Below are 26,349 nucleotides of genomic sequence, written 5' to 3' on the forward strand. Positions count from 1 at the left end.
ATGGTCCGCGCACTCCAGAAGTTCGCCGCCGCCGGTGCCGTCGTCCTGGCGGCCGTCAGCCTCCAGCCCACCACCAACGCCGCCGCGGCCCCCGCCCCCGTCGTCGGCGGTACCCGCGCCGCCCAGGGCGAGTTCCCCTGGATGGTCAGGCTCTCCATGGGCTGTGGCGGCTCGCTGATCACCCCGCAGGTCGTGCTCACCGCGGCCCACTGTGTGAGCGGCTCCGGCAACAACACCAGCATCACCGCCACCGCCGGAGTCGTGGACCTCCAGAGCAGCAGCGCCATCAAGGTCAGGTCCACCAAGGTCCTCCAGGCCCCCGGCTACAACGGCAAGGGCAAGGACTGGGCGCTGATCAAGCTCGCCAGCCCCATCACCTCGCTGCCCAACCTCAAGCTCGCCGAGACCACCGCGTACAACAGCGGCACCTTCACGGTGGCCGGCTGGGGCGCCGCCCGTGAGGGCGGGGCGCAGCAGCGTTACCAGCTCAAGGCCAACGTGCCGTTCGTCTCGGACGCCTCCTGCCAGTCCTCGTACGGCAGCGACCTCGTCCCGAGCGAGGAGATCTGCGCCGGCTACACCCAGGGCGGCGTCGACACCTGCCAGGGCGACTCCGGCGGCCCGATGTTCCGCAAGGACAACGCCGGAGCCTGGGTCCAGGTCGGCATCGTGAGCTGGGGCCAGGGCTGCGCCCGGCCCAACTACCCCGGCGTCTACACAGAGGTCTCGACCTTCGCCGCCGCCATCAAGTCCGCCGCGGCCACGCTGTAACGGACTCCGCGTACAGGTGCCCCGGAGCGGCCTCGGCTCCGGGGCACCACCCGTGTGCGGACACTCTCGGCCCCGCGCCCCGGCCCCAGGGCCCTCGCCTCCGGGCCCCCGGCCCAGCCCCGCCCCAACCCTCGATCAGCGCCCTCGTCTCAGTGGCGTTCCCGCAGGACGTCGAGCGCGACGCCCGCCCCCGCGTCACCCTCCAGCTCCAGCACCCACACCTCGTTCGCGCCCTCCCGGAGCACCGGGCCCGGGACGAACAGCGCGTCCTGCGGACCGGCCGTCCAGTACCGGCCCAGGCAGAAACCGTTCACCCACACGAAGCCCCGGGTGGCCCCCGGCACCCGCAGCACCGCGTCCCCCGCCCCGGTCACGTCCAGCGTCCCCCGGTAGAGACCCGGCCCGCTCCGCTCCGCCGCCGACGCGAACCGCACCTTGTCCACGGCCGCCGCCTCGAACGCGTCCAGCCGCAGCCCCCGCGACCGGAACCCGTGCAGATACTGCCGTTCGTGCCGGACCCCGCCCGTGATCCCCTTCGGCTCCCCGAGCCGCGGCCCGTAGTTGACCCGACCGAGCGACTCCACCCACAGATCCACCACCGCGGGACCCGGCACCGGCCCGGCGAGCGTCACGTCCTCACCGTCCGCCGTGTCGAGGACCCCCGCGGGGCGCCCGTCGACGTACACCACCGCCCGGTCCCGCAGCCCCGTCACCCCCAGCGGATACGGCTGCCGGGGACCCGGCACCGCCACCCGGTGACGCACCAGGCCCCGGTCCACACCCAGCTCCTCGAAGGTCGGCGGCACCGGCGTCACCGACTCCTCGCCGCCGAGCACCTCCAGGACCGCGTCCAGCGAAGCCCAGCCGTCCACCACGCCCCGCACCGGGACCGCGAGCCGCGCCGGCGGCGCCGGAGGCTCCGGCAACGCCCCCACCGCGTAATCCGCGAGCACCTCACGGAACGCCCAGAACTTCTCCGTCGCCCGCCCCGCCTCGTCGACCGGCGCGTCGTAGTCGTACGAGGTCACCGTCGCCCGCAGCGGCCCGTCGTGCAGCTCACCCGCCCGGTTCGCCCCCGCCCAGCCCGCGAAGTTCGTCCCCCCGTGCGCCATGTACACATTGACCGAGGCCCCACACTCCAGGATCTCCCGCAACGCCGCCGCCGCGTCCACCGCGCCCCGCACCGCGTGCTCCGTGCCCCAGTGGTCGAACCAGCCGCACCAGAACTCCATGCACATCAGCGGCCCCGACGGCTGATGGCGCCGTAGCGTCGCGAAGCCCTCCCGCGCCCCCGAACCGAAGTTCGCCGTCGCCAGCACCCCCGGCACCGACCCACCCGTCAGCATGTGGTCCTCGGGACCGTCCGAGGTGAACAGCGGAACGCTCACCCCGCACTCCCGCAGCAGCTCCGCCACCCGCTCCAGATAGGCCAGATCGCTGCCGTAACTCCCGTACTCGTTCTCCACCTGCACCAGGACCACCGGACCGCCCCGGTCCACCTGCCGCTCCACCACCTGCGGCAGCAGCCGCCGGAACCAGGCCTCCACCGGCGCCAGGAACTCCGGGTCCAGAGTCCGCACCCGCCGCCCCAGCGGACCGGTCAGCCAGTGCGGCAGACCGCCGTTCTCCCACTCGGCGCAGATGTACGGCCCCGGGCGCACGATCGCCCACATCCCCGCCCGCGCCACCGCGTCCAGGAAACGGCCCAGCGCCTCCACGTCCCCGTACCGGCCCGGCTCCGGCGCGTACAGGTTCCAGGGGACGTACGTCTCCACACAGTTCAGGCCCATCGCGCGCAGCATCCCGAGCCGGTGCTCCCACTGCGCCTCGTGCACCCGGAAGTAGTGCAGCGCCCCCGAGAGCAGCCGCACCGGCCGCCCGTCGAGCAGAAAGTCCTCGTCACCCACAGCGAACGTGCTCATGGCCTCACCCTCGCCCTCTGGCGGTGAACCGGTCCATGGACAAAGATCGTCGCAGTTTGGACGTTAGGGCCTGTCTGGCAATTGCCGCCGGGTCCGGGCCGCCCGGCACGCACGCACCGAACGACCCGGCCTGATCCGACGCCAATTGTCAGACAGGCCCTAGGCCCGCCCGGCGGAACACGGACGGGGACGAAGGAGGCCCACCCGGCATGTACCACACCTGGATGCGGTACTTCACGCCCAGCCCGGTCCACCACCGCCTCGGCCTCGTCTGCCTCGGCGTCGGACTCCAGCACGGCACCCTCCCCACCGTCGGCCCCCGCACCCTCGACCACCACGTCGCCGTCGTCGTCTCCGCCGGCAGCGGCTGGTACCGGGCCGCCGACGGCCGCCGCACCACCGTCACCGCACCCGCCCTGCTCTGGCTCACCCCCGGCACCCCCCACCACTACGGCGCCGACCCCGGCACCGGCTGGGACGAGGCCTTCGTCGACTTCTCCGGCCCCGCCACCACCACCTACACCGAACTCGGCTACATCGAGCCCGACCGGCCCGTCGTCCCCCTCGCCGACGCCGCCCCCGCACGCGCCGCCATCAGCCGCATCGCCCGCGCCGCCCGCGCCGGAAACCCCCTCCTGGAAGTCGAGACCGGCGCCGCCGTCCACGAACTGCTCGTCGCCCTGCGCCGCGCCCGCGCCGACACCAACGCCGACGGCGACCCCGTCCTCGCCGCCCTCGCCCGCGACGCCTTCCAGCCCCTCTCCGTCGCCGAACACGCCGCCCGGCACGGCATGACCGCCGCCGAACTGCGCACCACCGTCCGCCGCGCCGCCGGATGCAGCCCCAAGGACTACCTGCTCACCGTCCGCCTCGGCCGGGCCAAGGAACTCCTCGCCGCCACCGAACTGCCCGTCGCCGCCGTCGCCCGCCGCGTCGGCTACGACGACCCGGCCTACTTCTCCCGGCTCTTCACCCGCCGGGTCGGCACCGCCCCCATCCGCTTCCGCGAACAGCAGGGACGGTCCGTGCACGGCGGCTGGAGCAACCGCGTTCCGGATCCCGAACACCCGCCCACGATCCTCCCGGGATCCGTCTAAGCTCGCAGATCATGAGTGACTCCACCCAGGCCCAGCCGGCCGACGCCCCCGCCCAGGTCGACGAGTCCGTACGGGCCGAACTGACCCGGCTGCGCGAAAGCATCGACAACATCGACGCGGCGGTCGTGCACATGCTCGCCGAGCGCTTCAAGTGCACCCAGCAGGTCGGCGTCCTCAAGGCCCGGCACCAGCTTCCGCCCGCCGACCCCGCCCGCGAGTCCCGCCAGATCGCCCGGCTGCGGGAACTCGCCGGGAGCGCGAAACTGGACCCGGCCTTCGCGGAGAAACTCCTGAACTTCATCATCGCCGAAGTCATCCGCCACCACGAGACGATCGCGGACGGAGCACGCTGATGGCCCGCGTCACGGTCTTCACCCTCGGAGGGACCATCTCCGCCCGAGGCGGCGACGCGGCCCGCATGAGCGGCCAGGAGGTCCTCGCCGAACTCGGCGGCGGCCACGACGTCGTCCTGAACGACTTCCGCCGCGTCCCCAGCTCCACCCTCACCCACGAGGACCTCGCCGCGCTCGCCGCCGAGGTCCGCGCCACCGTCGCCGCCGGCTCCGGCGTGGTCGTCGTCCAGGGCACCGACACCCTGGAGGAGACCGCCTTCCTCCTCGACCTGCTCTGCACCACCGAGCAGCCGATCGCCGTCACCGGCGCCATGCGCCGCCCCGACCTGCCGGGCGCCGACGGCCCCGCCAACCTGGCCGCCGCCCTCGCCGTCGCCGCCGACCCCGCCTGCCGGAACCTCGGCGTCCTCGTCGTCCTCGCCGACGAGATCCACGCCGCCCGGTTCGCCCGCAAGACCCACACCACCTCCGTCGCCACCTTCGCCTCACCCGGCGCCGGACCGCTCGGCAGCGTCGTCGAGGGCGAACCCCGTATCCTGCTCCGCCCCGCCGTCCCGTGCGCCGTCCACCCGCTGAAGCTCGACCCCGAGGTCAGGGTGGCCCTCGTGACGCTCTCCCTCGGCGACCGCGGCGAACTCCTCGACGCCGTCGACCACCGCTTCCAGGGCCTCGTCGTCGCCGCCTTCGGCGCCGGCCACGCCCCCGCCCGGCTCGTCGAACCCCTGGCCGGGATCGCCCGCCGCATCCCCGTCGTCCTGGCCTCCCGCACCGGCGGCGGCACGACCCTCTCCGACACCTACCGCGGCCCCGGCTCCGAACACGACCTGCTCCACCACGGACTGATCCCGGCCGGCCCCCTCGACCCCGCCAAGGCCCGCATCCTGCTCCACACCCTGCTCTCCAGCGGCGCCGCGGGCCCCGCCGGCTACGACCGTCCCCGCATCACCGCCGCCTTCGCCCACCTCAACGGCTCCGGCCTCGCCTGACGCCCCAGGCACGGCCCCGTACGACTTGCCCCCACCACCCCTGCCCCGCGCCGAAGGCATCGGGCAGCATAGGGCCATGTCCGTACTGACGCGCGACGAAGCGCAGACCCGTGCCCAGCTCCTCGATGTCCAGCACCACCAGGTCGACCTCGACCTCACCGCCGGCGACGACCTCTTCCACTCCCGGAGCCTCATCCGGTTCACCGCCCGCGCCGCCGGGGACACCTTCGTCGAGCTGAAGCCCGAAACCCTGCACTCCGCCCATCTGGACGACCGGCCCCTCGACGTCACGACGCTCGACGGGAACCGCCTCCCCCTGAGCCTCACCGAGGGCGAGCACGTCCTGAGCATCAGTACGACCATGCGGTACTCCCGTACCGGCGAGGGCATGCACCGGTTCACCGACCCGAGCGACGGCGAGTCGTACGTCTACACCCAGCTCTTCATGGAAGACGTCCAGCGCGTCTTCCCCGCCTTCGACCAGCCCGACCTCAAGACCGTCTTCGAGGTCTCCGTCGACGCCCCCGAGGGCTGGACCGTCCTCGCCAACGGCATCACCGAACAGCAGCCCGACGGACGCTGGAAGGCCGCCCCCACCCCGCCGCTCTCCACCTACTTCGTATGCGTCGCCGCCGGCCCCTGGCACTCGATCCGCACCGAGCACGCCGGGCTCCCCTTCGGCATCCACTGCCGCCGCTCCCTCGCCGCCCACCTCGACGACGACGCCGACGAGATCCTCGCCGTCACCAAGGCCTGCTACGACCGCTTCCACGAGAAGTTCGAGGAGCCCTACCCCTTCGACTCCTACGACCAGGCCTTCGTCCCCGAGTTCAACGCCGGCGCCATGGAGAACCCCGGCCTCGTCACCTTCCGCGACGAGTTCGTCTTCCGCTCCGCCGTCACCGTCACCGAACGCCAGACCCGCGCCATGGTCATCGCCCACGAGATGGCCCACATGTGGTTCGGCGACCTCGTCACCCTGCGCTGGTGGGACGACATCTGGCTGAACGAGTCCTTCGCCGAGTACATGGGCTACCAGACCGTCAACGAGGCCTGCGCCGACCTCTTCCCCGACACCTGGGTCGACTTCGGCGTCACCCGGAAGGCCTGGGGATACGAGGCCGACCAGCGGCCCTCCACCCACCCCGTCGCCCCCGACCCCGAGTCCGTCCCCGACACCGCCTCCGCACTCCTCAACTTCGACGGCATCTCCTACGCCAAGGGCGCCTCCGCCCTCCGCCAGCTCGTCACCTGGCTCGGCGAGAAGGACTTCCTCGCCGGCATCAACATCCACTTCAAGCGCCACAAGTTCGGCAACGCCACCCTCGCCGACTTCATCGACAACCTCGCCGCCGCCACCGACCGCGACGTCCACGCCTGGGCCGACCAGTGGCTCCGCACCACCGGCGTCGACACCCTCACCCCCGTCCTCACCGGCGGCGGCCCCCGCTGGCAGCTCACCGTCACCCGCGACGGCAGCCGCCCCCACCGCATCGCCGCCGGCCTCTACGACCGCGACCCCTCCGGCGACCTCGTCCTGCGCGAGCGGCGCGAACTCGACGTCCCGCAGACCGAACCCGCCGAACTCACCGGCCCCCGCCCCGCCCTCGTCGTCCTCAACGACGAGGACCTCACCTACACCAAACTCCGCTTCGACGACACGTCCATGGAATCCGCCCTGCGCGGCCTCTCCCGCATCCCCGACCCCCTCACCCGCGCCGTCATCTGGAACGCGCTGCGCGACATGGTCCGCGACGGCGACCTCGCCCCCGCCGAATACCTCGAAGTCGCCCTCGCCCACCTCACCGCCGAGACCGAACTCGCCCTCGTCCAAGGCGTCCTCGGCTTCGCCCGCACCCAGATCGCCGACCGGTACGTCACCGAGGACGCCCGCCCCGCCGCCCTCGCCACCCTCCGCGAGATCGCCCGCGCCCTCCTCCGCCGCACCGAGGACGGCTCCGCCCCCGGACTGCGCCTCACCGCCGTCCGCGCCCTCATCGACAGCGCCACCACCCCCGACCAGATCGCCTCCTGGCTCGACGAGGGCACCGTCCACGGCGGCCCCGAACTCGACCCCGAACTGCGCTGGCGCATCCTGGCCCGCCTCGCCGTCCTCGGCGCCACCGACGAGCCCACCATCGCCGCCGAACTGCGCCGCGACCCCAGCGCCACCGGACAGGAGGGCGCCGCACGCTGCCGCGCCGCCCTCCCCTCGGAGGAGGCCAAGGCGGCGGCCTGGTCCGCCCTCTTCGACACGGACGCCCTCTCCAACTACCTCTTCACCGCCACCGCCCAGGGCTTCTGGCAGCCGGAGCAGGCGGAACTCGTACGGCAGTACGTGCCCCGCTTCTACGAGGCGGCCATCGCCCTGGCCGACCGCCGGGGCCCCGCGATGGCGGAGGCGGCCGGCCGCTACGCCTTCCCGTCGTACGCGGTCGACGCCGAGTCCCTGGCGCTCGGGGAACACCACCTGGCGTCGGCCACCATGATCCCGGCCCTCCGCCGCAAGCTCGTCGACCAACTGGACGACCTCCGCCGAGCCCTGAAACCCCACAACACCTGATCCCCCCTGGGCTGGCGCCCACCCCGCTGGGCCGCACCCCCCCCCGTTGTGGGCATTCGTTCCGCTGGGGCGGAACGGGTGGGCACAACGGAACGGCGCCCCTTGCCGGGCTAAGGCTTCCGCGCCCTGACCCGCACCCCGTGGTTCGGCGCACGTCTGGTGCCGGTCCAGGCCCCAGGGGCGGAGGCGCCGCCGAGCCCGCCGTCCCGTGTGCCCACCCGTCCCGCCCCAGCGGGACGATTGCCCACACGGGGGGCGGGGGAGGGCCGCTCCCCAGGACGCAAGACCCCGACCCGCACCCCAAACCCCACCGCACGTCCCCCGTTCGGGTCACAACCACCGACTCACCGGACACGCCCCGCCCACGCCCGCCACCCTGTCGCCCATGCGTGCCGCACCCCCACCCCTCGCCGGAGGCACCCCCGGCGCCGACGCCCTCCGCCCCCTCCTGGACACCGTCCTCGACGCCCTCCGCACCGGCGCGGAGGAGCGCGGCGGCCCTCTCCCGCCCGGCGGCCCGCAGGCCGTCGCAGTCAGGGCGGCGGCCCTCGGAGCCGTACTCCCCGAGACCGGCACCGGCCCCCACGAGGCCCTCTCCACCCTCGTCCACGCCCTCGCCGCCGGCGCCGCCGACCCCGCCCACCCCCTCTGCGCGGCCCACCTCCACACCCCACCGCTCGCCCTCGCCGCCGCCGCCGACCTGGCCGCCTCCGCACTGAACCCGTCCATGGACTCCTGGGACCAGGCCCCCGCCGCCTCCGCCCTGGAAGCCCTGGTGACCGCCGCGCTCGCCGCCGAGGTCCACCCGGACGCGACCGACCCCGACGCCCTCGTCACCACCGGCGGCACCGAGTCCAACCAACTCGCCCTGCTGCTCGCGAGGGAACGCCTCGGCCCGGTGCGTACCGTCGTCGGCGCGAACGCCCACCACTCCTTCCGCCGCGCCGCCTGGCTCCTCGGCCTCCCCGAACCCGTCGTCGTCCCCACCCCCCGGGGAACGATCGACCCGGCCGCCCTCCACGAGGCACTCACCGCCCTCACCGGCCCCGTCCTCGTCGCCGCCACCGCCGGAACCACCGACGAGGGTCTGATCGACCCCCTGCCGGAGCTCGCCGACGCGTGCGCGGCCCGGGGCGCCGGCCTCCACGTCGACGCCGCCTACGGAGGCCCCCTCCTCTTCAGCCGCACCCACCGCCACCTCCTCGACGGCCTCCACCGCGCCCGCACCGTCACCGTCGACCTGCACAAACTCGGCTGGCAACCCGCCGCCGCCGGACTCCTCGCCGTACGCGACGCCACCGACCTCACCGCCCTCGGCCACACCGCCGACTACCTCAACGCCGACGACGACACCGACGCCGGCCTCCCCGACCTCCTCGGTCGCTCCCTGCGCACCACCCGCCGCCCCGACGTCCTCAAGACCGCCGTCACCCTCCGCGCCCTCGGCCGAACCGGCCTCGGCGCCCTCGTCGACGCCTGCCTGGACCGGGCCCAGGACCTGGCCGACCTCGTGGAGAAGACCCCCACCCTCGAACTCCGCGCCCGGCCCACCCTCACCACCGTCCTCTTCCGGCCGAGCGGCGCCGACGACGAGACCGTCGCCACGATCCGCCGCACCCTCCTCGCCGAGGGCCGCGCCGTCCTCGGCCGCGCCCAGGCCGACGGCCGCCTCTGGCTCAAGGCCACCCTGCTCAACCCCCACGCCACCCCCGGCGACCTGGCCCAGCTCATCACCCTCGTGGAAGGCAGCGCGCACCGATGACCGGCAGCACCCCCAAGGACGAGATCGACCGGCCCCACGACCTGGTGGGCATCGGCATCGGCCCCTTCAACCTCTCCCTCGCCGCCCTCGCACACGGCGTCCCCGGCGGCCTCTCCACCACCTTCTACGAGCAGAAACCGGCCTTCCACTGGCACCCCGGTCTCCTCATCGAGGGCGCCACCCTCCAGGTCCCCTTCCTCGCCGACCTGGTGACCCTCGCCGACCCCGCCAGCCCCTGGACCTTCCTCAACTACCTGAAGAGCCGCGAACGCCTCTTCCCCTTCTACTTCGCCGAGAAGTTCCACATCCAGCGCGCCGAATACGACGCCTACTGCCGCTGGGTCAGCGAGCGACTCCCCGGCCTGAACTTCGGCCACCAGGTCGACTCGGTCCGCTGGAACCCCGAACGCCGCCTGTTCGAAGTCGACTTCACCCAGATCGACCCGGACGGCGGCGCCGAGGCCCTCGGCCGCGCCTACACCCGCAACGTCGTCCTCGGCGTCGGCACCGAGCCGTACGTCCCCGAACCCCTCAAACCGCTCGCCGACGCCCCCGGCGTCCCCGTCTTCCACTCGGCCGACTACCTCGCCCACCGCGACACGCTCCTCGCCGCCGGGCACGTCACCGTCATCGGCTCCGGACAGTCCGGCGCCGAGGTCTTCCTCGACCTGCTCAAGGCCCGCCCCGCCGGAACCGAACGGATCACCTGGCTCGCCCGCACCGAGGCCTTCGCCCCCATGGAGTACTCCAAGCTGGGCCTGGAACACTTCACCCCCGACTACACCCGCTACTTCCACGCCCTGCCCGAGTCGGTACGCGGCGAACTCATGCCCCGCCAATGGCAACTGCACAAGGGCATCGACGCCGACACCATCGCCGCCATCCACGACGAGCTCTACCGCCGCACCCTCCACGGCGGCTGGCCCGACGCCGTCCTCACCCCCGGCGTCCGCGTCCGCACCGCCGGCCGCGTCGCCACCACCCAGGTCGAACTCCACCTGGAACACCTCCAGCAAGGCACCCGCTCCCGCCTCACCACCGACGCCGTCGTCCTCGCGACCGGCTACCGGGAACGCCCCGTCGACCGGATGCTCGCCGGCCTCGACCCGTACCTGCGCCACGACTCCACCGGCCGGGCCCGCGTCGACGAACGGTACCGACTGGTCCTCGACCCCTCCGTCACCGGCGCCGTCCACGTACAGAACGCCGAACGGCACACCCACGGAGTCGGCGCCCCCGACCTCGGTCTCGCGGCCTGGCGGAGCGCCACCATCCTCAACTCCGTCACCGGCAAGGAGCCCTACCCGCTCCCACGCCGCACCGCCTTCACCAGCTTCGGCCTGGAGACACGAGAGGCGCCGAGCATCCCGGCCCAGGGCCAGAAGCTGACGCCTCTCACACAGATCGTCTGACCGCCTAGAAGACCGGCACGCCGTCCCGGGTCAGCTTCCAGTCCACCGACGCGAACAGACCCGGGTCGACCGTCCCCTTCGCCCGCACCCACTGGATGATGGTGTTACGGATCTCGTCCGAGTTCGCCCACACCTGCTGCGCCCCCGCCACGTGCGGGAACGCGCCACCGCCGCTCGCCCGGTAGTTGTTGACCGCGAGGACGAACCTCGCCGCCGGGTCGAGCGGCTTCCCCTCGAAGGACAGGTTCACGATCCGGGAACCCACCGGCCGCGCGATGTCGATGTCGTACGTGAGCCCCGACACGGCGTCGTAGTTGTAGTCCGGCGTCCCGTCCGCGTTGGTCAGCTTCGCCGTGTCGACCGGCACGCCCGCCGGCGTCCGCGCGTAGTACCGGGCCGAGAACTCCAGGTAGTCCTTGAGCTGGGCACCCGTGAGCAGCCGCGCCTCCAGGGTGTTCTCGAAGGGGTACAGGCCGGCGGCGTCCTTGATGGAGACCTGACCCGCCGGAATGCGGGCCGTACGGGAGAAGCAGGAGGCCTGCGACAACACCGGCAGAGCCGCGTACGCCCCACCCGCGAGGGCCGCCTTCACCGTCTCGGCCTGGACCACGTTGATCAGGTCGATGATCGGTTCGTCCTTCCACGGCGCGTCGGCCGTGGTCATCGCGACGGTCGAGGTGCCGATGATCTGGTTGACGTACGCGACGACCTTCTCGTGCTCGTCCCCGAGCAGCCGGGTGATCTTCCGGTCCTCCGCCACCGTGTTCGAGTTGAGGACCCGCGCGGCGACCTTCTCGACGGTCCAACGACCCTTCTCCCACACCAGGTCGAAGTCGAAGAGAGTGAGCCGCTGGCCCCACTTCAGCGGCTCGGACAGGACGACGTCCTTGCCCGTCTCCTTGTTCCTCACCCGGTACTCGGGGATCTCCGTGTGCGCGTGGCCCACCAGGATGGCGTCGATGCCCGGCACCTGCTCGGCGACGAGCCCGGCCGCGTTCTCGATGTGGGGCAGCTGGTCACCGTACGAGGAGGTGCCGCTGGAACCCGAGTGCGCCGAGACGACGACCACGTCCGCGCCCATCGACCGCAGCTTCGGCACCCACTTCGCGGCCTGCTCCTCCAGGCCCGGGAACACCATCTTCCCGCTGACGTTCGCCTTGTCCCAGATGGCGATGCCCGGGTTCGTCAGGCCCAGCACCGCCACCTTCACGTCCTTGCCGTGCGGGGTGCGCAGCCGGTGCATGCTGTACGGGGCGAAGGCCGGCCGCAGGGTCTTCGCGTCGAGCGCGTTGGCGCCGAGCAGCGGGAAGTCGCACTGCTCCTCGAACTTCCGCAGCACCGGGATGCCGTAGTTGAACTCGTGGTTGCCGAGCGCGGCGGCGTCGTAGCCGATGGCGTTCATGGCCTGGGCCATCGGGTGCACGGGGCCCCGGCGGGCCGTGATCGGGTCGACCTTGGCGTAGTAGTACGACAGCTGGGTGCCCTGGATGGTGTCACCGGCGTCGATGAGCAGGGTGTTGCGGCGGCCCTTCTCCTCGCGGACCTGGTCGACCAGTGTGGAGATCTTGGCGAGACCGACGTCGTTGTGGGCCTTGTCGTCGAACTCCTTGTCCGTGAAGTAGTCCCAGTTGAAGACGTTGCCATGCAGGTCGGTGGTGCCCATCACGGTGAAGGAGTACCGCCTGACCGGCTTCGGACGGTGTCCGTGGCCGGGTCCGTGGGCCTCGGCGGGGGCGGCGACCCCGGCGGTGAGGGCGGCTCCGGCCCCGACGGCGACAGAGCTCTCCAGGAACGTCCGGCGGTTCAGCGGCATGTGTCTCTCCTTGGTTCGGTGACGTCGCCTCAGGCCCGTTCCAGGCCTGGTCCAGGCTCGGTCGGGACGCACAACGCGCGTAGATTCTGGCTCAGCGGCCACGTCGGCAACAGCCCTTCCGGGTTACGGAGTGGGAAAGTGTTCGTGGGACGTTCGTCGCCGAACAGGGAGGAACCAGGACGTGACGCAGGAACACGCGACCCCCGACGCGCCCCGGGTGACAGTCCGGGGCGAGGGGCGACTGGAGGTCGACCCCGAGCTGGCCCGGGTATGGGTCACGGTCTCCGCCCGCGGCACGGACCGCGCGGCGACGCTCGCCGACCTGACCCGGCGCAACACCCGGGTGCTCGACCTGGTCAAGGCGCAGGGGACGGCGGTCGAGAAGGTGGAGACGGGCAGCCTGTCGATCGCCCCCGACCTCGGCCGGCGCGGCCGCGGGGAGCGGGTGCGGAGCTATCGGGGCCGGGTCCAGGTGAAGGCCGAGCTGACCGACTTCACCGTCCTCGGCGAACTGGTCGCGCTCCTCGCCGACCTGGAGATGACGAGCGTCGACGGCCCCTGGTGGACCCTGCGGGCGGACTCCCCGGCGTACGCGGAGGCACGACGGCTCGCGGTGACGGAGGCGGTCCAGCGGGCGCGGGCGTACGCCGAAGCGCTCGGCACCACCCTCGCCTCACTCCTCGAACTGTCGGACGCCGGCGCCGAGGACGCCATGACGCCGGGCCCCCGTGCGTACGGCCCGGTGCCGGTCGCCTTCGCGGCGGAGGAGGGCGGCGCGGCCCCCGGCCTCGACCTCGAACCACAGCGGCAGACCGTCACGGCCGAGGTCGTCGCACGCTTCACGATGCGGCCGCCCGCACTCTGAGACGAAGGGCACCGGGGCACGGAAATCGCTCATCGGAGCGCCCCGGTGCACAGATTCAAGACTTGTCAACAGCCTTTCACGGAAAGGTTGTTGAGTAGTCATGTCCCGCCAACTCGCTACTGATGGGTAAGCCCTAGGGTCGACCCATGCGCCGAGCGAAAATCGTTTGTACCCTGGGGCCCGCCACCGAAACATACGACCAGATCAAGGCATTGATCGAGGCCGGAATGGACGTGGCCCGCTTCAACCTCAGCCACGGCTCGTACACCGAGCACGAGGAGCGCTACCAGCGCGTCCGGAAAGCCTCCGACGAGACCGGCCGCAGCATCGGCGTCCTCGCCGACCTTCAAGGCCCGAAGATCCGCCTCGGCCGCTTCCGTGAAGGCCCCGTACTCCTTGAACGCGGCGACGAGTTCACCATCACCGTCGAACCGATGGAAGGCGACCGCCACGGCTGCGGCACGACCTACTCCGGACTCGCCACCGACGTCACCACCGGAGAGCGCATCCTCGTCGACGACGGCCGCGTCACCCTCGAAGTCGTCTCCGTCGACGGACCCCGCGTGAAGACCCTCGTCATCGAGGGCGGCATGGTCTCCGACCACAAGGGACTCAACCTCCCCGGCGTCGCCGTCTCCGTCCCCGCCCTCTCCGAGAAGGACATCGACGACCTCCGCTGGGCGCTCCGCATCGGCGCCGACGTCATCGCCCTCTCCTTCGTGCGCAGCGCACGCGACATCGAGGACGTCCACCGCATCATGGACGAGGAAGGCCGCCGCCTCCCCGTCATCGCCAAGATCGAGAAGCCCCAGGCCGTCGAGAACATCGAGGAGATCGTCGCCGCCTTCGACGGCATCATGGTCGCCCGCGGCGACCTCGGCGTCGAAATGCCCCTGGAACAGGTACCGATCGTCCAGAAGCGCGCCGTCAAACTCGCCAAGCGCAACGCCAAGCCGGTCATCGTCGCCACCCAGATGCTCGACTCGATGATCGACAACTCCCGGCCCACCCGCGCCGAGGCCTCCGACGTCGCCAACGCCGTCATCGACGGCACCGACGCCGTCATGCTCTCCGGCGAGACCAGTGTCGGCCGCTACCCCGTCGAGACCGTCCGCACCATGAGCCGGATCGTCGAAGCCGCGGAGGAGGACGTCCTCGCCAAGGGCCTGCCGCCCCTGACCGACCGCAACAAGCCCCGCACCCAGGGCGGCGCCGTCGCCCGCGCGGCCGCCGAGATGGGCGACTTCCTCGGCGCGAAGTTCCTCGTCGCCTTCACCCAGTCCGGCGACACCGTCAAGCGCCTCTCCCGCTACCGCTCGCCGATCCCGCTGCTGGCCTTCACCCCGGACCCGGCGACCCGCTCCCAGCTCAACCTCACCTGGGGCGTCGAGACCTTCCTCGGCCCGCACGTCGACTCGACGGACGCGATGGTGGCGCAGGTCGACGAGGAGCTGCTGAGGATCGGCCGCTGCCGGCCGGGCGACATCGTGGTCATCACGGCCGGCTCCCCGCCGGGCGTCGCTGGCTCGACGAACCTGGTGCGGGTCCACCACATCGGGGAGTCGCTGACGTAGCCGGGTCGAGGGGCCGGGGGCTCAGGACTTGGGCCCCACGTGAAGGTCCATGAGCGCGACGGAGGCTTTGCGGGCGACGGAGATGTTCTGCGCGGTGCGCGATTGGTTCGCGGCCTTCCAGTCGACGCCCACGCGGTCGAGGGCGTCGGTGAAGAGCCCGATGATGTCGGCGGACGAGTTGGTGAAGAAGTAGCGGGTGTACTCGTACCGCTTGGTTCGTCCGCCGATCACCTTCTCGGTCCAGTTGACGATGCGCGATCCGTCGGAATGGATCAACCCTCGGATGAACGACCACGGGTGGATGTCGACGACCTCCTGCTGCCACGGTTCGAGGGCGATGGTCCGCTCGTGCTTCTTACCGGGCCCGTGCTGCGGGAGGAGACACTTCCAGTGTCGACCGCAGCTCGTGACCATGACGTACCCCTGTCTCTGCAGTGTGCAGGCACTTCCTTCGGGGCGGACGGCCAGGATCGCCGCGCGACACGCCTCGATCAATCCGGGCCAGGCGTCCGCGCACGCGATGCGGAGACAGTGACCGCCCCGGGGGTGATCACTGATGCAGCCGTCGCCCAGGTAGAGGCCGAGCAGATAGGCGTACGCGGCGACGTCGTCCGGCAGGCCCGGGGTCGAACGGCACCTCCGGCAGGGCAAGGACTGCCCGCCCACGCGACTGAGGGGTTCAAGTCGCGTCCGCCAGGCGCGTAACGCGGCTCGGGAGATGCCGGTCCGTTCGCTGACCGAGTTGAGGCTGCGTCCGTCGTCGAGAAGGGTGAGTGCCTGGTGGCGCGTTCCAGTGTCGTACGCGCGGTCGAGCGTGCCTGATTCGGCTCAGTGACTGTACACGAACCCGCAAGGTTCACGCGTGCGGGTGACGATCACTCCGAGCGCCTCGACCTTGGAATCGAAGGAAAAGTGCCCCAGGTGGGATTCGAACCCACACTGTCCGCTGTTTGAGAGCGGCCTCTCTGACCAGTTGGAGTACTGGGGCCTTGGAAAGCTAGGGCGCTACAGCCCCTGCGCAGCACTACCTTACAGGAGCTAGGTAGGCTCAGGGGAGCAGTGCTTGCCCCGCAACGAGGAGCCCCCGTGACCGCCCCCGAGTCGCCCCAGCCCGCCGACGACGCCGACGCGTCGCACGTCCCGCCGCTGACGACCCGCGTCGTCATCGCCGAGGACGAGGCACTCATCCGTCTCGACCTCAAAGAGATGCTGGAGGAAGAGGGCTACACGGTCGTCGGCGAGGCCGGTGACGGTGCCAAGGCCGTCGAGCTCGCCCGCGAGCACCGTCCCGACCTCGTCATCCTCGACGTGAAGATGCCCGTCCTCGACGGCATCTCGGCCGCCGAGAAGATCGCCGGGGAGTCCATCGCCCCGGTCCTCATGCTGACCGCCTTCTCCCAGCGCGAGCTGGTCGAGCGGGCCCGGGACGCCGGTGCCATGGCGTACCTGGTGAAGCCGTTCAGCAAGAGCGACGTCGTGCCGGCGATCGAGATGGCCGTCTCCCGCTTCGCCGAGATGCGCGCCCTGGAGCAGGAGATCGCGGACCTCTCCCAGCGTCTGGAGACCCGCAAGCTGGTGGACCGCGCGAAGTCGATCCTGCAGACGCAGTACGGGCTGTCGGAGCCGGCCGCGTTCCGGTGGATCCAGAAGACCTCGATGGACCGCCGCATGTCGATGCAGCAGGTCGCCGAGGCCGTCATCGAGGACGCCGAGGAGAAGAAGGCGGCCAAGGGCAAGGAGTAGCCCACGGCCCGCACGTACGAGGAAGGCCCGCCCCCACAGACTGTGGGGGCGGGCCTTCCGTCGTGGGGCGGGTCAGTCCTCGCCGAGGTACGCCTTGCGGACGGACTCGTCGTGGAGCAGGTTCTGGCCGGTGCCCGAGAGGACGACCTTGCCGATCTCCATGACGTGGCCGTGGTCCGCGAGGGCGAGCGCGGCCTGGGCGTTCTGCTCGACGAGCAGGATGGTGGTGCCCTGGGCCTTCAGCTCGGCGATCGTCGCCATGATCTTCTGCATCATGATCGGGGAGAGACCCATGGAGGGCTCGTCGAGCATGAGGAGCTTGGGCTGGGACATCAGGGCCCGGCCCATGGCGAGCATCTGCTGCTCACCACCGGAGAGCGTGCCGGCGGCCTGCTTGCGACGCTCGCCCAGGATCGGGAAGAGGTCGTAGGCGCGCTGGACGTCCTTGGCGATGCCCGCGGTGTCCTTCCGGAGGAAGGCGCCGAGGAGGAGGTTCTCCTCGATCGTCATGCGGGGGAAGATGTGCCGGCCCTCGGGGGAGTGGGCCAGACCCAGCGAGACGATCTTGTGCGCGGGGATCTTGCGGAGGGACTTGCCCTCGAACTTGATCTGGCCGCCGACCGGCTTGAGGAGCCCGGAGAGGGTCCGCAGGGTGGTGGTCTTGCCGGCGCCGTTGGTGCCGATGAGGGTGACGACCTCACCGGCGTCGACGGAGAAGGAGATGCCCTTGACGGCCTCGATCTTCCCGTAGGCGACGCGCAGGTCCTCGACTTCGAGCAGTGCGGTCATGCGTCGTTCTCCTTGCCCGAAGCAGGGTCGTGCGGGGTGTCCTCCGAGGCCTTGGGGGCGGTCGGGGCCTTGTCGGCCGCGGCCTCGGGGGTCTCCGGGGCGTCGTCGGAGGAGGCGTCGTCGGAGGCGGCGTCCGCGGAGGGGGCGTCGTCGGACGCGTCCTCGGTCGGCTCCTCCGCGGCGGCGGTCTCCTCGGTGGGCGCGTCCTTCGTGGGCGCGTCCTTCGCGGGGGCCTCGTCCGCCGGGGCGTCCGCCTGGACCGGCTCGCCCAGGTAGGCGGCGATGACCCGCTCGTCGCTCTGGACGGTGTGGCTGTCGCCCTCGATCAGCTTCTGGCCCTGGACGAGCACGGCGACCCGGTCGCAGAGGTTGAAGATGAACCGCATGTCGTGCTCGATGACGAGGACGGCGATGCCCATGTCCCGGATGGCGAAGATGAGTTCCTCGGCCGCCCGCGTCTCCTGCGGGTTCATGCCGGCGGTGGGCTCGTCGAGCAGGATCAGGCCGGGGTCGCTCGCCAGGGCGCGGGCGATCTCCAGCTTGCGCTGCTCGCCGTACGGGAGGTTCTTGGCGAGGTGCTGCGCCTTGTCCTGGAGGCCGATGAACTCCAGGAGTTCCATCGCCCGGTTCGACGCTTCCGCCTCGGCCTTCTTGAAGGCGGGGAGGCGGAGCAGCGCGGACCAGAGGCCCTGCTTCATCCGGGTGTGGCGTCCGACGAGGACGTTCTCCAGGACGGTCATGTTGTGGAAGAGGCGGATGTTCTGGAAGGTGCGGGCGATGCCGGCGTCGGTGACCTTGTAGGACGTGGGCGGCAGGACCGTGCCCTTGTACCGGACTTCGCCCTCGGTGGGGACGTAGAGGCCGGTGAGGCAGTTGAAGAAGGTGGTCTTGCCGGCGCCGTTGGGGCCGATGAGGCCGACGATCTCGCCGCTGTTGACGGTGAGGTTCACGTCGCGGACGGCGGTGAGGCCGCCGAAGCGCATGGTGACCCCGCGGGCGTCGAGTACCGTCTCGCCGGCGGCCGGCGCGGTGGTGGCGTCGGCGGTCTTCGTGGTGGTCGTCATGGTTCAGGCACCTGCCTTGGCGAGCGTGGCGGGCGTCTCGTCCTTCTCGTGGAACTCCAGCTGGTTGCGCCGGTTGGCGATCATGCCCTCCGGGCGGAAGCGCATGAGCAGGATCAGCGCGACGCCGAAGGCGAAGAGCTGGTACTCGCCCATGAACTGGAGCTTGTTGGGGATGAGGAAGAGCAGAGAGGCGCCGACCAGCGGACCGCTCATCGTGCCCATGCCGCCGAGGACGACGGCCGCGAGCAGGAAGGCGGAGTTGGGCGGGATCGGACCGGCGAAGAGGTACTGCTCCGGGGTCACGGTGTAGGTGACGTGGGCCTGCACGGTGCCGGCGAGGCCGGCGAGCGAGGCGCCGAGCGCGAAGGCGATGAGCTTGACCCGGAAGCCGTTGATGCCCATGGCGAGCGCGGCGGTCTCGTCCTCGCGGATGGCGACCCAGGCGCGGCCGATGCGGGAGTCGCCGCTGCGCCGGAAGACCAGCACGACGACCGCCATGATCAGCAGCATCAGGAAGAAGTAGTTCGCGAAGCGGCCGATGGTGAATCCGGCGATCGAGTGCTCGGCGCCGAAGTCGAACCCGAAGATGTTGAGGTTCGGGATGGACGCGATGCCGTTGGACCCGTTGGTGATGTCGGGGCCGGAGGTGCCGTCGGTGTTCATGACGGCGATGCGGAAGATCTCACCGAAGCCGAGCGTCACGATGGCGAGGTAGTCGCCGCGCAGTCGCAGGGTCGGGGCGCCGATGAGGACACCGAAGACCAGGGAGGCTCCGGCGCCGACCAGGATGGCGGCCCAGAAGGGGAAGTGCACGCCGAACGGCGAGGTCGGGGCGCCCGAGACGAGGGCGGCCGCGTAGGCGCCGACGCCGAGGAAGGCGACGTAGCCGAGGTCGAGGAGACCGGCGAGGCCGACGACGATGTTGAGGCCCAGGGCGACCGTGGCGAAGATCAGGATGTAGACGCCGAGCGTCGCGTACTGGTCGTCGGTCTGGGTGAAGGGGAAGAGCGCCGCCGCGGTGAACGCGCCCGCGATGGTGAGGTTCTGGTGCTTCTTGGTGAGCTGGGTGGCCTGCTGGGTGAGGCCCGACTTGTTGACCGCGGCGAAGCCGAGGGCGGCGGTGATCAGGAAGCCGAGGAACAGCTCGTCGTACTCGGTGCCGACGCCGTAGGTGAAGACGCCGAGTGCCACGGCGAGGATGCCCGTGATGATCAGGATCTCGACGGAGGAGTGCAGCGGGGGCAGCTTGCGGGCGGGGCCGGTGGTGGCGAAGGCGCCCTTGAAGGCGGTCCAGCCGTTGCCGGCGCGGTGCTTGAACTGGTCCCAGCCGGTGTCCTCGGGGTCCACGGGGTGGACCTTGGGCCGCTCGAAGGGGAGGGCGAGGGCGCCGAGGAGGGTGATCAGGGTGGCGAAGGCGACGATCGCGCCGCCCGGCTCCAGGTTGACCGGTCCGCCGAGCGAGACGCTGATCGCGGCGACGGTGTACCAGGTGGTGGCGAAGGCGGCGAGCGCGGCGAACTTGAGGGCCGCGTCGGCGCCGGCCGGGGTGAGCCAGCGGGTGCCCTTGACGCCGTACGAGGAGAGGGCGAAGAGGGTGGTGAGGAGGCCCAGGACCAGGACCTGGAGCTGGAGTCCGGCGGGGGAGCCGTAGTACGTGAGGTCCCCGGGGAACGTGGATGTCCAGGTCCAGGAGAGGAAGCAGCCGGCGACGGTGAGGACCGCGCCGCCCAGGGTGAGGGCGCGGGCGGCCTTCGCCGGCACGAAGCCGATGAGGCCGGTGGCCGCGGTGGGCTCGGAGGCCGTGGCCGCCTGGGGGTTCTCGGAAATGGTGGTCATGGTGCTCACGCCCTGTCCGCGACGCGCTCGCCCAGGAGGCCTTGTGGCCGGGCGAGGAGTACGACGATGAGGAGTACGAAGGCCCAGACGTCGGCCCAGGACTGGCCGCCGAGCTGCTCCATACCGGGGATGTGGCTGATGTACGCCGTCGCCATGGTCTCGGCGATACCGAGGACGACTCCGCCGATCATGGCTCCGTAGATGTTGCCGATACCGCCGAGGACGGCGGCCGTGAAGGCCTTGAGTCCGAGGAGGAAGCCCATCTTGTAGTCGACGACGCCGTACTTGAGGCCGTAGGCGACGGCGCCGACGGCGGCCATCGCGGCGCCGAGGGCGAACGCGATCACGATGATGCGGTCCGTGTTCACGCCCATGAGCTTCGCGGTGTCCGGGTCCTGCGCCGTGGCCTGCATGCCGCGGCCGACGCGGGTGCGCATGACGAAGAAGGCGAGGACGGCCATGCAGATCGGGGCGGCGATCAGGAGGAAGACGTCGCCGGTCTGGATGGTGACCGGGCCGAGTTCGATGGGGCCGCCGGGGATCTGCGGGAAGGTTCGGGCGGACTTCGCCTCGGGGTACCACACCCACACCGCGTACTGCAGGGCGAGCGAGAGACCGATGGCCGTGATGAGGGGGGCGAGGCGTGGACCACCGCGTAGCGGTCGGTAGGCGAATCGTTCCGCTCCGACGGCTATGGTGGTCGCGACGATCACGGCACCGATGATCATGACGGGCAGCGCGACCCACATGCTGGTGCCGCCGGGCAGGATGAGCCAGACCGTGAGCGCCCCGAAGCCGCCGGTCATGAAGATCTCGCCATGGGCGAAGTTGATGAGCTGGACGATGCCGTAGACCATCGTGTAGCCGACGGCGACGAGCCCGTACATGGATCCCAGTAGCAGGCCGTTGACCAGCTGCTGCGGCAGTTCGTTCACCGCATTGTCCTCCGAGACTTTCGACGGATGTGACACCGCGCGGGGAGCCAGGTGCGGCCCCCCGCGCGGTGAAGGTGGTGCTGAGTGGTGCGGGGTTGATCAGCCGCCGAAGGTGTCGGACTTGACCGGCTTGAACGCGCCGCCCTCGACCTTGTAGACCGTCAGCTGCTTGTTGGTGGTGTCACCGAACTCGTCGAAGGAGACCTTGCCGGTCACGCCCTCGAAGGAGACACCCTGCATGGCCTCGACGACCTTGGCGCGGGCGTCGGTGGGGAGCTTGCCGCTGTTGCCGTCGACGGCCTTCTTGACGGCCTCGATGATCGCCCAGGTGGAGTCGTACGCGTAGCCGCCGTAGGCCTCGTAGGCCTCCTTGTAGCCCTTGGCCTTGTAGTTGGCCAGGAAGTCCTTGGCGGAGGCGAGGGACTCGATCGGGGCGCCGACGGAGGTGGCGATGTCGCCGTTGGTCGCGGCCGCGCCGCCGAGCTTCACGTACTCGGGGCTGTAGATCGCGTCGCCACCGACGACGACGACCTTCGCGCCGGCTTCCTTGATCTGCTTGGCCAGCGGGCCGGCGGCGGGGTACTCGCCACCGTAGTAGACGACGTCGGCGCCGGAGCTCTTCACCTTGGTCGCGACCGCGGAGAAGTCCTTGGTCTCGGGGTTGATGTGCTCGGTGCCGAGGACCTTGCCGCCGAGCTTCTCGAACTCGCCCTTGAAGGTGCCCGCGAGGCCGGCGCCGTAGGTCTTCTTGTCGTCGATGATGAAGGCCTTGGTCTTCTTGGCCTCGTTGAAGACGTACTGCGCGGCGAACGGGCCCTGGATGGCGTCCGTGGTGGCCGTGCGGAAGTACGACTTGTAGGTGCGCTTCTTCTCGCCGGTGCTCCAGTTGATGCCCTGGCTCAGCGCCGGGTTGGTGTTGGCCGGGGAGACCTGCACCAGCTTCGCGTCGTCGAAGACCTTCTGCATCGACTCGGCGACGGAGGAGTTCAGCGGGCCGACGACGCCGAGGACGGCCTTGTCGGCGACGAACTTGGTCGCGTTCTGCTGGCCGGCGGAGGGCTGCGCCTGGTCGTCCAGGGACTCCAGCTTGAAGGTCACGCCCTTGACGTAGGCCTTCTCGTTGGCCGTCTTGACCGCGAGGTCGGCGGAGTTCTTGATGCCGAGGCCGAGGGCGGACAGCTCACCCGTGAGGGGCGCGTCGAGTCCGATGGTCACGGTGACGTTGCCGCCGTCACCGTTCTCGGCGGCGCCGCCCTTGTCGTCGCGCGAACCACAGGCGGTGAGGGTGAGCGCTCCCGCGGTGACAGCGGTGGTGAGTATGAGCAACGAACGGTTTCGCACGAAGGGTCCTTTCCCTGGCGCGGCCCCCTCGGATGAGGCGGTGCCGTGAAGCTGCTGAGCGAGGGGTGCCGTTTTTGAACGCCGGGCCGTACTGGAGGTGGTACAGGGCCGTGCAGTAGAACGCGCCCGGCGGCGCGGTGACTGGCGGTGACTCTAAGCGCAGGTGGGGAGGGTCGGGGAGCGCCGAGGTCAGGATGTGACTGTCTTGTTATCGCGAGGGGGGAAGAGTGTGCGCGTCGGATGGGAAAACCGGGGCATAGGGGTCGGTAATGCGGTGTTCACATAGTGAGAACGCGCAGTTCCGCTAAGGGGCTTGAGCGATTCTTGGTACTGACGGTCCGCTCAGTGGACTCTCCGGATATCGGACAACGGCAGAAACCTGAGCGGACGAACCGGCCCCTCCGCTTCGGCCTCCGACTCCCCTTGTGCATGTGACACAGCGTGACGAAAGCGGCGGTGCGGGGCGGTGGGGGAACGCCGGAGGGGGCGACACCGACAGGTGTCGCCCCCTCCCTGGTTCCTCGCTGGTCAGGCGCCCTGGGTCGCCCCGGGGTCCGTACCCGCGCCGGGGACGTTCGAGGCGTCCTTGGCGGTCACCTCGCGCAGCAGACAGGTCAGCCGCGCCGAGCAGACCCGCTTGTCCTGCTCGTCGGTGATCACGATCTCGTACGTGGCGGTCGACCGTCCGCGGTGCACCGGGGTGGCCACGCCGGTCACCAGGCCGCTGCGCACCCCGCGGTGGTGGGTGCAGTTCAGGTCGACGCCCACGGCGATCCGGGAGACCCCGCCGTGCAGCATCGAGCCGATGGAGCCCAGTGTCTCGGCGAGCACCGCGGAGGCGCCGCCGTGCAGCAGGCCGTACGGCTGGGTGTTGCCCTCCACCGGCATCGTGCCGACGACCCGCTCGGCGGAGGCCTCGAGGATCTGGACGCCCATCCGGTTCCCCAGGTGTCCGGCCGAGAAGAGTGCCGGGAGATCCACACCCAGCGCCGCGTACTCGTCGATGACCTCCTGCGGGAACTTCACGTGCTGCTGTTCACCCATGGCCCGGCTCCGTTCGTCTTCGTACGGCTGCTGCTGATCGTGTGCGCCGATCAGTGCGCCGGTCGGTGCGCGGATCGCGCGCCGACCGCGCTCATCACTCTCTGGACCGCCTGAGCAAACGCTTAGGCGGAGTGCGATTGTTCCAGACGGACGATCACGGACTTGCTCGCGGGGGTGTTGCTGACGTCCGCCGTGGACTCCAGCGGCACCAGGACGTTCGTCTCCGGGTAGTAGGCGGCCGCGCACCCCCGGGAGGTCGGGTAGTGGACCACCCGGAAGCCGGGCGCCCGCCGCTCGCTGCCGTCCGTCCACTCGCTCACCAGATCCGTGTACGCCCCGTCGGCGAGACCGAGCGCCGCCGCGTCCTCGGGGTGGACGAGGACGACCCGGCGGCCGCCCTTGATGCCCCGGTAGCGGTCGTCCAGGCCGTAGATCGTGGTGTTGTACTGGTCGTGCGAGCGCAGGGTCTGGAGCAGCAGCCGGCCCTCCGGGACCCTGGGGTACTCGACGGGCGCCGCGGTGAAGTTCGCCTTGCCGGTCCTGGTGGGGAAGCGGCGCTCGTCGCGCGGGCCGTGCGGCAACCGGAAGCCGCCGGGGTCGGCCGCGAGTCGCGCGTTGAAGTCCTCGAAACCGGGCACCACGCGCGCGATGCGGTCGCGGATCGTGGCGTAGTCCTCCTCGAACCGCTCCCACGGGGTGGCCGAGCCGTCGCCGAGTACGGCGCGGGCCATGCGTGCCACGATCGCCGGCTCGGAGAGCAGGTGCGGGCTCGCGGGGGGCAGGTTGCCGCGCGAGGCGTGCACCAGACTCATCGAGTCCTCGACGGTCACGAACTGCTTGCCGCTCCTCTGCACGTCCTTGTCGGTGCGGCCGAGGGTGGGGAGGATGAGCGCGCGGGCGCCCGTGACGGCGTGCGAGCGGTTCAGCTTCGTCGAGACGTGGACGGTCAGCCGGGCCCGGCGCATCGCCGTCTCCGTCACCTCCGTGTCGGGGGTCGCCCCCACGAAGTTGCCGCCCATCGCGAAGAACACCTTCGCCTCGCCGTCGCGCAGCGCCTGGATGGAACGGACCACGTCGTAGCCGTGGTGGCGCGGCGAGACGATCCCGAACTCCTTGTCCAGGGCGTCGAGGAAGGCGGGCGCGGGCCGCTCGAAGATCCCCATCGTGCGGTCGCCCTGCACGTTCGAATGGCCGCGCACCGGGCACACCCCGGCGCCCGGCCGGCCGATGTTGCCGCGAAGCAGAAGGAAGTTGACCACCTCGCGGATCGTCGGCACGGAGTGCTTGTGCTGGGTCAGTCCCATCGCCCAGCAGACGACGGTCCGCTCCGAGGCGAGCACCATCTCCAGGGCCCGCTCGATCTCGGCGCGGTCGAGCCCGGTCGCGGCGAGCGTCTCGTCCCAGTCGGCCTGCCGGGCCGCCGCCACGAACTCCTCGTACCCGTGGGTGTGTTCCCGTACGAACTCCTCGTCGACCGCGCCCGCCGTCTCCAGGACCAGTTTGTTGAGCAGCCGGAAGAGGGCCTGGTCGCCGCCGATCCTGATCTGGAGGAAGAGGTCGGTGAGCGCGGCGCCCCGGAGCATGCCCTGTGGGGTCTGCGGGTTCCTGAACCTCTCCAGGCCGGCCTCGGGCAGCGGATTCACCGAGATGATCTTCGCGCCGGCCGCCTTGGCCTTCTCCAGCGCGGAGAGCATGCGGGGGTGGTTCGTGCCCGGGTTCTGGCCGGCCACCACGATCAGGTCGGCCTGGTGGAGGTCCTCCAGGGAGACGCTGCCCTTGCCGATGCCGATGGTCTCCGTCAGCGCCGAACCCGAGGACTCGTGGCACATGTTGGAGCAGTCCGGCAGGTTGTTCGTGCCGAACTCGCGCGCGAACAGCTGGAGCAGGAACGCCGCCTCGTTGCTCGTCCGCCCCGAGGTGTAGAAGAGCGCCTCGTCGGGGGAGTCCAGGGCCCGCAGCTCCTCCGCGAGGATCGCGAAGGCCCGCTCCCAGGTCACCGGCTCGTACCGCTCCTGGCCCTCGGGCGCGCTCCCCTTCTCCAGGAGCATCGGCTGGGTGATCCGGCCCTGCTGCCCCAGCCAGTAGCCGCTGCGGGCCGCCAGGTCCGCCAACGGGTGCGCGGCGAAGAACTCCGGGGTCACCCGGCGCAGCGTCGCCTCCTCGGCGACCGCCTTCGCGCCGTTCTCGCAGAACTCCGCGACATGGCGCTCGGCCTCCTCGGGCCAGGCGCAGCCGGGGCAGTCGAAGCCGTCCTTCTGGTTGACCTTGAGCAGGGTCCGCGCGGTGCGGCGCAGGCCCATCTGTTCCCGCGCGATCCGCAGGGTGTGTCCGATGGCGGGCAGCCCCGCCGCGGCGTGCTGTGGCGGTGTGACCTGCGGCGCGTCCTGAACCGGGTCGCCGACCGGCGGCTTGCTGACCATCGCGCTCTCCCTTGAGCGATCATCCTGCGGCGTACGTCTCCGATCCTGTCACGGGGCAC

The 26,349-nt window shown here is 71.0% G+C and carries 20 protein-coding genes and 1 tRNA gene; 10 read left to right on the top strand and 11 right to left on the bottom strand.

All coding sequences use genetic code 11. The features are described from left to right. Entirely contained in the window at positions 1 to 771 is a 771-nt protein-coding gene (locus ACRRSS_RS08795) for a S1 family peptidase (protein WP_435975281.1), read from the top strand. Between the two features lie 149 nt (positions 772 to 920). On the opposite strand, the gene ACRRSS_RS08800 is transcribed toward ACRRSS_RS08795, so the two are convergent. Then, positions 921 to 2,693 (bottom strand): glycoside hydrolase family 35 protein, encoded by a 1,773-nt coding sequence (locus ACRRSS_RS08800; protein WP_435970663.1) that lies wholly within the window; start codon positions 2,691 to 2,693, stop codon positions 921 to 923. Positions 2,694 to 2,902: 209 nt separating this feature from the next. Here ACRRSS_RS08800 and ACRRSS_RS08805 point away from each other — a divergent pair, with 209 nt between their 5' ends. From ACRRSS_RS08805 to ACRRSS_RS08830, 6 genes are all read left to right on the top strand, one after another. Then, on the top strand, positions 2,903 to 3,790 hold the full coding sequence (locus ACRRSS_RS08805) for a helix-turn-helix domain-containing protein (protein ID WP_435970664.1): 888 nt from the start codon (positions 2,903 to 2,905) through the stop codon (positions 3,788 to 3,790). Positions 3,791 to 3,801: 11 nt separating this feature from the next. Then, the gene (locus ACRRSS_RS08810; protein ID WP_435970665.1) at positions 3,802 to 4,143 is read left to right on the top strand and encodes a chorismate mutase; all 342 of its coding nucleotides are present in this window, start codon (positions 3,802 to 3,804) and stop codon (positions 4,141 to 4,143) included. Continuing rightward, entirely contained in the window at positions 4,143 to 5,129 is a 987-nt protein-coding gene (locus ACRRSS_RS08815; RefSeq protein WP_435970666.1) for an asparaginase, read from the top strand. Before ACRRSS_RS08810 ends, ACRRSS_RS08815 begins: the two co-directional genes overlap by 1 nt. A gap of 76 nt (positions 5,130 to 5,205) precedes the next feature. Beyond that, positions 5,206 to 7,692 (top strand): aminopeptidase N, encoded by a 2,487-nt coding sequence (pepN, locus tag ACRRSS_RS08820; protein WP_435970667.1) that lies wholly within the window; start codon positions 5,206 to 5,208, stop codon positions 7,690 to 7,692. A gap of 385 nt (positions 7,693 to 8,077) precedes the next feature. Further along, a complete protein-coding gene (locus ACRRSS_RS08825; RefSeq protein WP_435970668.1) occupies positions 8,078 to 9,454 on the top strand; it encodes a pyridoxal phosphate-dependent decarboxylase family protein in 1,377 nt (458 codons plus the stop codon). Then, positions 9,451 to 10,866, top strand: a complete 1,416-nt coding sequence (locus ACRRSS_RS08830; RefSeq protein WP_435970669.1) for a lysine N(6)-hydroxylase/L-ornithine N(5)-oxygenase family protein — start codon at positions 9,451 to 9,453, stop codon at positions 10,864 to 10,866. The genes ACRRSS_RS08825 and ACRRSS_RS08830 overlap by 4 nt, the downstream gene beginning before the upstream one ends. 4 nt (positions 10,867 to 10,870) lie before the next feature. Here the strand turns inward: ACRRSS_RS08830 and ACRRSS_RS08835 are convergent, their stop codons facing one another. Then, a complete protein-coding gene (locus ACRRSS_RS08835) occupies positions 10,871 to 12,679 on the bottom strand; it encodes a 5'-nucleotidase C-terminal domain-containing protein (protein ID WP_435970670.1) in 1,809 nt (602 codons plus the stop codon). Between the two features lie 181 nt (positions 12,680 to 12,860). Here ACRRSS_RS08835 and ACRRSS_RS08840 point away from each other — a divergent pair, with 181 nt between their 5' ends. Beyond that, positions 12,861 to 13,544 (top strand): SIMPL domain-containing protein, encoded by a 684-nt coding sequence (locus tag ACRRSS_RS08840; RefSeq protein ID WP_435970671.1) that lies wholly within the window; start codon positions 12,861 to 12,863, stop codon positions 13,542 to 13,544. A gap of 146 nt (positions 13,545 to 13,690) precedes the next feature. Beyond that, complete coding sequence (gene pyk / locus ACRRSS_RS08845) at positions 13,691 to 15,118, top strand: pyruvate kinase (protein WP_435970672.1); 1,428 nt, start codon at positions 13,691 to 13,693, stop codon at positions 15,116 to 15,118. 21 nt (positions 15,119 to 15,139) lie between these two features. Here the strand turns inward: pyk and ACRRSS_RS08850 are convergent, their stop codons facing one another. Beyond that, a complete protein-coding gene (locus tag ACRRSS_RS08850) occupies positions 15,140 to 15,769 on the bottom strand; it encodes a hypothetical protein (protein ID WP_435970673.1) in 630 nt (209 codons plus the stop codon). A gap of 262 nt (positions 15,770 to 16,031) precedes the next feature. Continuing rightward, positions 16,032 to 16,106, bottom strand: a tRNA-Leu gene (locus tag ACRRSS_RS08855). A 98-nt stretch (positions 16,107 to 16,204) separates the two neighbouring features. Between ACRRSS_RS08855 and ACRRSS_RS08860 the strand changes: the two genes are divergently transcribed. Continuing rightward, complete coding sequence (locus tag ACRRSS_RS08860) at positions 16,205 to 16,861, top strand: ANTAR domain-containing response regulator (RefSeq protein WP_435970674.1); 657 nt, start codon at positions 16,205 to 16,207, stop codon at positions 16,859 to 16,861. 72 nt (positions 16,862 to 16,933) lie between these two features. Here the strand turns inward: ACRRSS_RS08860 and ACRRSS_RS08865 are convergent, their stop codons facing one another. From ACRRSS_RS08865 to ACRRSS_RS08895, 7 genes are all read right to left on the bottom strand, one after another. Then, a complete protein-coding gene (locus ACRRSS_RS08865) occupies positions 16,934 to 17,650 on the bottom strand; it encodes an ABC transporter ATP-binding protein (RefSeq protein ID WP_024757294.1) in 717 nt (238 codons plus the stop codon). Continuing rightward, the gene (locus tag ACRRSS_RS08870) at positions 17,647 to 18,714 is read right to left on the bottom strand and encodes an ABC transporter ATP-binding protein (RefSeq protein ID WP_435970675.1); all 1,068 of its coding nucleotides are present in this window, start codon (positions 18,712 to 18,714) and stop codon (positions 17,647 to 17,649) included. The genes ACRRSS_RS08865 and ACRRSS_RS08870 overlap by 4 nt, the downstream gene beginning before the upstream one ends. A gap of 3 nt (positions 18,715 to 18,717) precedes the next feature. Beyond that, positions 18,718 to 20,559: a branched-chain amino acid ABC transporter permease gene (locus tag ACRRSS_RS08875; RefSeq protein ID WP_435970676.1), complete on the bottom strand. Its 1,842-nt coding sequence runs from the start codon at positions 20,557 to 20,559 to the stop codon at positions 18,718 to 18,720. Then, positions 20,556 to 21,485, bottom strand: coding sequence for a branched-chain amino acid ABC transporter permease (locus ACRRSS_RS08880; RefSeq protein WP_209494229.1), 930 nt, complete (start codon positions 21,483 to 21,485; stop codon positions 20,556 to 20,558). The genes ACRRSS_RS08875 and ACRRSS_RS08880 overlap by 4 nt, the downstream gene beginning before the upstream one ends. Before the next feature lie 99 nt (positions 21,486 to 21,584). After that, positions 21,585 to 22,826 (bottom strand): branched-chain amino acid ABC transporter substrate-binding protein, encoded by a 1,242-nt coding sequence (locus ACRRSS_RS08885; RefSeq protein ID WP_435970677.1) that lies wholly within the window; start codon positions 22,824 to 22,826, stop codon positions 21,585 to 21,587. A 528-nt stretch (positions 22,827 to 23,354) separates the two neighbouring features. Further along, on the bottom strand, positions 23,355 to 23,870 hold the full coding sequence (locus ACRRSS_RS08890; RefSeq protein ID WP_435970678.1) for a PaaI family thioesterase: 516 nt from the start codon (positions 23,868 to 23,870) through the stop codon (positions 23,355 to 23,357). Between the two features lie 122 nt (positions 23,871 to 23,992). Continuing rightward, the gene (locus ACRRSS_RS08895; protein WP_435970679.1) at positions 23,993 to 26,290 is read right to left on the bottom strand and encodes an FdhF/YdeP family oxidoreductase; all 2,298 of its coding nucleotides are present in this window, start codon (positions 26,288 to 26,290) and stop codon (positions 23,993 to 23,995) included. Between the last annotated feature and the right edge of the window lie 59 nt (positions 26,291 to 26,349).

This window comes from Streptomyces sp. Qhu_M48 (assembly GCF_051305195.1).
In the GTDB taxonomy this organism is placed as follows: Bacteria; Actinomycetota; Actinomycetes; order Streptomycetales; family Streptomycetaceae; genus Streptomyces.